The sequence below is a fragment of the Halanaerobiales bacterium genome, from assembly GCA_035270125.1.
Classification (GTDB): domain Bacteria; phylum Bacillota; class Halanaerobiia; order Halanaerobiales; family DATFIM01; genus DATFIM01.
Map to the genome: position 1 here is coordinate 1 of DATFIM010000189.1, position 6,770 is coordinate 6,770.

Here is a 6,770-nt window from a genome sequence, read left to right on the forward strand (position 1 = left end):
TCAGTAATTGCTGGTAGACCTCGTTGAGTAAAATTACCATTCATTACACAGATAGCAGCATCTGAGTTTGTGATTTTTTTACTTTTTTCATAATGATAGAGATGTCCATAATGAAAAGGATTATATTCGGTGATAATGCCTGTAATTTTCAAAATTAACTTCACCTCACTTAAATGTCAAAAAAGTTTGATAAGTTTTTCTTTTATCATTTTAACAGGATAATTAGATTTAGTGTAGTATATATAATATGATACCAAATTTAAGTTAACTCAACAAGTAAGTACATAGATTTCTGGCAAATATTAACTATAGGAGGTTAATAAAATGGATATAATGAAAATATTTAAAAACAAAGCTAAGAATGACAAAAAAACTATTGTTTTACCTGAAGGATATGAACCTAGAGTTTATAAAGCTGCTGAGAAAATAGTAGAACAGGATCTGGCTGAATTATTTTTACTTGGAGATGAAGATGAAATTCTTAAAAAAGCAAAAAAAGATAATATAGATCTAACAGGAGTAAAAATAATTAATCCAGAACAATCCAGTTATTTAGATGAATTTGCTGAAACCTATTATGAATTAAGAAAACACAAAGATATAACTAGAAAAGAGGCAAAAGATCAAATAAAAGATCCTCTTTATTTTGGAGTTATGTTAGTATATACTGAAAAAGCTGATGGAATGGTTGCAGGATCTGTAAATGCTACTGGAAATGTTTTATCTCCTGCATTTAAAATTATAAAGACCAAACCTGGTATTTCAGTAGTATCTGGAGCATTTATTATGAATGTTCCAAATTGTTGTTATGGAAATGATGGAGTAATGATTTTCTCTGATTGTGCTGTTAATCCGAATCCTACTGCAGAACAATTATCAGAAATTGCTATTTCTTCTGCAGAAACTGCTAAAGAAATGTTGGGTATAGATCCGGCAGTTGCTATGCTTTCTTTTTCAACAAAGGGCAGTGCCTGTCATGAATTAGTTGATAAAGTAGTAAGAGCAACAGAAATAGCCAAAGAAAAATCTCCAGAAATCATGCTTGATGGAGAACTTCAGGCTGATGCCTCTTTAATTCCTGAAGTAGCTAAAACAAAATCTCCAGAAAGTAATGTGGCTGGAAAAGCAAATGTTCTTATATTCCCTGATTTACAATCTGGTAATATTGGCTATAAACTAGTACAAAGATTAGCAGGAGCAGAGGCTATAGGACCTATTTTACAGGGGATTGCTAAACCAGTTAATGACTTATCTCGTGGATGTTCTATAGAGGATGTTGTTAATGTTACAGCAATTACAGCTGTGCAAGCACAGGTACAGGAAAATTAAATTTTATAATATAAATAAAAAAGGAGTTGAAATTAAATGAAAATATTAGTTTTAAATAGTGGTAGTTCTTCAATTAAATATCAACTATTTAATATGGAAAATGAACATGTGTTAATGAAAGGTGTAGTTGAAAGAATAGGTATTGATGGTGCTTTTTTGGAATATGAAAATGAAGATGGTGAAGAATTTAAAGTAGAAAATGAAATACCAGATCATTCTAAAGGGATTGAACTGGTTATTGATAGTTTACTTGATGAAGAAAATGGTGTTCTTGATTCTATGGATGAAATTGCTGCTGTAGGTCACAGAGTTGTACATGGAGGAGAAAAATTTGCTCATTCAACATTAATTAGTGATGAAGTTGTGGATAAAATGGAAGAGGTATCAGAACTTGCCCCTTTACATAATCCACCTAATTTAGCTGGAATAAAGGTATGTAAGGAAATGATGCCAGAAACTCCTCAGGTAGGAGTATTTGATACTGCTTTTCATCAATCTATGCCTGAAGAAGCATATATGTATGCTATTCCTTATGAGTATTATGAAAAATATGGTGTTCGCCGTTATGGTTTCCATGGAACTTCACATAAGTTTGTTGCTAAAAAAGCCGCTGAGTTAATAGATAAAGATCCCAAAGATGTTAAAGTAATTACCTGTCATTTAGGTAATGGTGCCAGTGTAGCTGCTGTTGATGGTGGTGAATCTGTTGATACAAGTATGGGACTAACTCCTCTAGAAGGTTTAGTTATGGGAACAAGAAGTGGTGATATTGATCCAGCTATAATTCCATTTTTGATGAAAAAAGAAGGTTTAGAAGCTGATGAAGTTGATAATATTTTAAATAAAAAGAGTGGATTATTAGGTGTTTCTGGAGTAAGCAATGATTCTCGTGATGTTAAAGAAGCAGCTAAAAATGGAAATGAAAGAGCAGAATTAGCTCGTAAGTTATTTAATTATCGTGTTAAAAAATATATAGGTTCTTATGCAGCTGCTATGGGTGGTGTAGATGCAATTGTCTTTACTGCTGGTATTGGTGAAAATGCAAAAGATGTAAGAAAAGATGTTATGGAAGATATGGAATTTTTAGGTGTAGAAATAGATGAAAAAGCTAATGATGTTCGTGGTGAAACTAGAGAAATTTCTACAAAAGATTCTAAAGTTAAAGTATTTACTATTCCTACAAATGAAGAATTAGTAATCGCTAGAGATACTGAAGAAATAGTAAATAATTAGGAAGAATAAATACTTGACAACTGGGTATTGTTTTTTGTATAATTAAATGTGGTTGTCAGGGGGAATATATTTTGAGAATAGAACTAGCAAATTTTAGTTTAGATTTAAGTAATATGGATGAAATTGGAAGTATTAAAGAGATTAATGTTAATCTTGTTTTTCAAGATTTAAAATTCAGATCACAGGAAATAGGAGTGCCAGAACCCCTACATTTAGATGCCAAAATTTATAATACTGATAAGTCTTTTGTGCTTGAAGGTAACTTAGCTGGTAATATAATTTTGAGATGTAGTAGATGTCTGGAAAAATTCAATTATCCTATTGATATAGATATTGAAAAAGAAATTGATAATGAAGATATTGAAAATTTAGCAAATGTAAAGATTGATCAAATTCTAAAAAATAATATTTTCTTAAATATTCCTATAAAACCTCTTTGTGATGAAAATTGTAAGGGTTTATGTCCAGAATGTGGGCAAAATTTAAATGAAGAGGAATGTGATTGTGATACTGAAATAGTTGATCCTAGATTAGCTGATCTAGAGAATTTTTTTGATGAAGATTAAATAAAGACTTATAGATTGATTAATTGTTTAAGGAGGTGGATAAATATGGCTGTACCAAAGAAGAGAACTTCTAAAATGAAAAAAAGAAAGAGACGTACACACTGGAAGTTAAAAGAGCCAACATTAGTTGAGTGCTCTAATTGCCATGAAAAGATTTTACCACACAGGGTATGTCCTGAATGTGGATATTATAAGGGAGAACAGGTAGTTTAATAACCTAGATTTAAAAGAGTAGTCTGAAATGACTACTCTTTTTTATTTGCAATTATCTTTATGCTAATATATAATATTAGAAGTAGATATTATGAGCTGGTCTTAATTAATATAAATTCTGCTAAAAGGTGATTATATGAGGAAAGCAAGAAAAAAGAAAAGACAGAAAATGTTAAAAAATCTTATTGAAAAAGATCCTTTTTTAACTGATGAAGAATTAGCAGATAAATTTGAAGTTAGTATTCAGACAATAAGATTAGATAGAATGGAAATGGGAATTCCAGAAATGCGAGAGAGAACAAAAAATCTTGCCCAAAATGCTTATCAGAGATTAACTTCAGTAACTGAAGGTGAAGTTATTGGGGAGTTAATAGAGTTGGAGTTAAATAAATATGCAGAATCTTATTTAAGAGCTACAGAAGATATGGCTTTAAAGAAAACTCCTATTATTAGAGGTCACCATATTTTTGCTCAGGCTAATTCTCTCGCTGTGGCAGCTATTGATGCTGAAATTGTATTAACCGGTTCATCTGAAGTTAAATTTCAAAAAATAGCAAAAGTGGGAGAAATTTTAAAAGCAAAGGCTTATGTTAGAAAATATAAAAAAAATAAATATTATATTGATGTTAATACTTATTCTGATGAAGATGAAATTTTTAGCAGCAGCTTTGTCATGTTTGCCAAGAAAAAGGGGGAGATTCAAGAGTGAATATTGTATTAGATGCAATGGGAGGAGATAATGCTCCTGAGGAAATTGTTAAAGGTGCTGTAGAAGCTTGTAAATTAGATAATACTTTTAATCTTACTTTAGTAGGAAAAAAGAATTTAATTGAAAAAGAATTAAAAAAATACAATAATTATAAAAAGGAAAGAATCCAGATTGAAAGTGCAACAGAAGTTATTACCATGAATGATTCTCCTGCTAAAGCATTAAGACGTAAAAAAGATTCATCTTTAGCAATAGGTTCTAACCTTATAAAAGAAAAAAAGGGAGATGCCTTTATCTCTGCAGGTAATACCGGGGCAGTTATGGCTGCAGGTTTATTTAATATAGGTCGTTTATCTGGTATTAAAAGACCTTCAATTTCAACTGTTTTTCCGGCTAAAGGTGGTCAGACTCTTTTAATGGATGCTGGTGCTAATACTGATTCAAAACCAGAAAATCTTCATCAATTTGCAATTATGGGCCAAATCTATTCTAAAAAGATATTAAATGTTTCTAATCCTAAAATTGGCCTTTTGAGTATTGGCGAAGAAAAGAAAAAAGGAAATAAATTAGTAAAAGAGACTTATCAATTACTGGAAAATGATGAAAGACTTAATTTTATTGGTAATGTAGAAGGAAGAGATATTTTTAAAGATAATTGTGATATTGTGATTTGTGATGGTTTTGTAGGTAATGTTGTTTTAAAAACAACTGAAGGTGTTGCTTCTTTTGTATTTGATATTTTAAAAGACACATTAACTAAAGATCTAAGAGCTAAAATAGGAGCAGGAATCTTAAAACCATATTTAAAAGATATGAAAGATAGATTGGATTATAGTAAATATGGGGGAGCCCCTTTACTTGGTATAAATGGTATAGTTATAATTAGTCATGGTAGTTCAAATTCAACTGCTATTGCTAATGCTATAAAAGTTGCAAGAAATGCTATTAATAATAATATTGTTGAATTAATAGAAGATGAAATCAATAGGGATGGTGAATAGAATATGCAAAAAGCTTCAATTACTGGATGGGGAAAATATCTTCCAGATAAAGTTTTGACAAATGAAGACTTAGAAGAAATGGTTGATACAAGTGATGAATGGATTAAAAGTAGAACTGGTATCAAACAAAGGTATATAGCTGCAAAAAATCAAACAACAGGTGACCTTGCCTATCATGCTTCACAAAAAGCCCTGGCAAAAGCTGATTTAAAAGCTGAGAATTTAGATATGATTATTGTAGCTACAGTAACTCCAGATATGCCTTTTCCGGCAACTTCCTGTATTCTTGAAGATAGATTGGGAGCTGCAAATGCAGCTACTTTTGATCTGGAAGCAGGTTGTTCAGGTTTTGTATATGGTTTAAGTGTTGCAAGTCAGTTTATTGAAACCGGTATGTATGATAATATTTTAGTAGTAGGTGCTGAAACTCTTTCTAAAATTATGGATTGGGAAGATAGGAATACCTGTGTGCTTTTTGGTGACGGAGCTGGAGCAGCAGTTGTTCAATCAGTAGATCATGGTGGTTTTATGTCATTTGACCTTGGTTCTGATGGTAGTGGTGGAGATAGTCTTTATATGCCTGGTGGTGGTTCTTTACATCCTGCAACTGAAAAAACAGTTAAAGATAGATTACATTATATTAAAATGGAAGGTAATCAGGTTTTTAAATTTGCCGTTAAAAGGATGAGTCAATCTTCTATTGATGTAGTTAATAAAGCTGGGTATGAACCTGAAAATGTTGATTTATTTATTCCTCATCAAGCAAATACTAGAATTATTAATTCTGCTGCTAAAAGATTAAATTTAGAAGATGATGAAGTATATATGAACTTACCTGAATATGGCAATACATCAAGTGCTTCTGTACCGATTGCCATGGCTGAAGCAAGAAATAAAGGATTAATAAAAAATGGTGATAAAATAGTGTTAGTTGCCTTTGGAGCTGGATTAACCTGGGCATCTGCATTTCTAGAATGGAATGAGGAGGGAAAATAAATGTCAATAAATACTAAACTATGTTCAATACTCGATATAAAATATCCAATTTTACAGGGAGGCATGGCCTGGGTTGCAACTGGTGAATTGGCTGCTGCTGTTTCAAAAGCTGGTGGCCTGGGTATTATAGGTTCTGGGAATGCTCCCGCTGATGTAGTAAGAAAGGAAATAAAGAAAGTAAAAAAAGCAACAGATAAACCATTTGCTGTAAATTTGATGTTACTATCTCCTTATATTGAAGATGTTATTGATATGGTGATAGAAGAAAATGTACCTATAGTTACAACAGGAGCAGGTAATCCTGGAAAATATATTGATAGATTTAATAAAGCTGGAATTAAAGTTGTTCCTGTTGTTCCTTCTGTGGCTTTAGGACGTAGAATGGAAAGAGTGGGTGTAGATGCCATGATTGCTGAAGGCCATGAAGCAGGAGGCCATATTGGCCGTTTAACTACTATGGCTCTCATCCCCCAATTAGCAAATAAAGTAGATACTCCTATTATTGCTGCTGGAGGGATTGCTGATGGGAGAGGTATGGCTGCTGCTTTAAGTTTAGGAGCCTCTGGAGTACAGATTGGTACAAGATTTGTTTGTTCAAAGGAATGTACTGCTGCTGATGAATTTAAAAAAGCTATACTTAAATCTAGAGATAGAGATGCAGTTGTAACCGGTCGTTCTACCGGTCATCCAGTCCGAAATTTAAAAAATAAATTGACTCGTAAA

General features: G+C 31.9%; 9 protein-coding genes. 8 read left to right on the forward strand and 1 reads right to left on the reverse strand.

From position 1 onward, the window contains the following. Positions 1–164 (reverse strand): nucleotidyltransferase family protein (locus tag VJ881_09665; GenBank protein ID HKL76319.1); only part of this gene is annotated, 164 nt, incomplete at its 3' end. A 160-nt stretch (positions 165–324) separates the two neighbouring features. Here VJ881_09665 and pta point away from each other — a divergent pair. The 8 genes from pta to VJ881_09705 all read left to right on the forward strand — a co-directional run. Beyond that, positions 325–1,329 (forward strand): phosphate acetyltransferase, encoded by a 1,005-nt coding sequence (gene pta / locus VJ881_09670; GenBank protein ID HKL76320.1) that lies wholly within the window; start codon positions 325–327, stop codon positions 1,327–1,329. Between the two features lie 36 nt (positions 1,330–1,365). Beyond that, positions 1,366–2,562, forward strand: a complete 1,197-nt coding sequence (locus VJ881_09675) for an acetate kinase (protein HKL76321.1) — start codon at positions 1,366–1,368, stop codon at positions 2,560–2,562. A gap of 71 nt (positions 2,563–2,633) precedes the next feature. After that, on the forward strand, positions 2,634–3,128 hold the full coding sequence (locus tag VJ881_09680) for a DUF177 domain-containing protein (protein HKL76322.1): 495 nt from the start codon (positions 2,634–2,636) through the stop codon (positions 3,126–3,128). A 45-nt stretch (positions 3,129–3,173) separates the two neighbouring features. Continuing rightward, the gene (rpmF, locus tag VJ881_09685; protein HKL76323.1) at positions 3,174–3,341 is read left to right on the forward strand and encodes a 50S ribosomal protein L32; all 168 of its coding nucleotides are present in this window, start codon (positions 3,174–3,176) and stop codon (positions 3,339–3,341) included. A 136-nt stretch (positions 3,342–3,477) separates the two neighbouring features. Further along, a complete protein-coding gene (gene fapR / locus VJ881_09690) occupies positions 3,478–4,050 on the forward strand; it encodes a transcription factor FapR (protein ID HKL76324.1) in 573 nt (190 codons plus the stop codon). Beyond that, on the forward strand, positions 4,047–5,051 hold the full coding sequence (gene plsX / locus VJ881_09695) for a phosphate acyltransferase PlsX (protein HKL76325.1): 1,005 nt from the start codon (positions 4,047–4,049) through the stop codon (positions 5,049–5,051). Before fapR ends, plsX begins: the two co-directional genes overlap by 4 nt. A 3-nt stretch (positions 5,052–5,054) precedes the next feature. Further along, positions 5,055–6,047, forward strand: a complete 993-nt coding sequence (locus VJ881_09700; protein ID HKL76326.1) for a beta-ketoacyl-ACP synthase III — start codon at positions 5,055–5,057, stop codon at positions 6,045–6,047. Continuing rightward, a partial coding sequence (locus VJ881_09705) for a DUF561 domain-containing protein (protein ID HKL76327.1) occupies positions 6,048–6,770 on the forward strand: 723 nt, incomplete at its 3' end. It abuts the gene before it with no gap.

Bases quoted from the DNA above. Each gene is read 5' to 3' on its own strand.
- fapR (HKL76324.1), top strand. From the start codon at position 3,478: ATGAGGAAAGCAAGAAAAAAGAAAAGACAGAAAATGTTAAAAAATCTT.
- pta (HKL76320.1), top strand. From the start codon at position 325: ATGGATATAATGAAAATATTTAAAAACAAAGCTAAGAATGACAAAAAA.
- rpmF (HKL76323.1), top strand. From the start codon at position 3,174: ATGGCTGTACCAAAGAAGAGAACTTCTAAAATGAAAAAAAGAAAGAGA.
- VJ881_09700 (HKL76326.1), top strand. From the start codon at position 5,055: ATGCAAAAAGCTTCAATTACTGGATGGGGAAAATATCTTCCAGATAAA.
- VJ881_09675 (HKL76321.1), top strand. From the start codon at position 1,366: ATGAAAATATTAGTTTTAAATAGTGGTAGTTCTTCAATTAAATATCAA.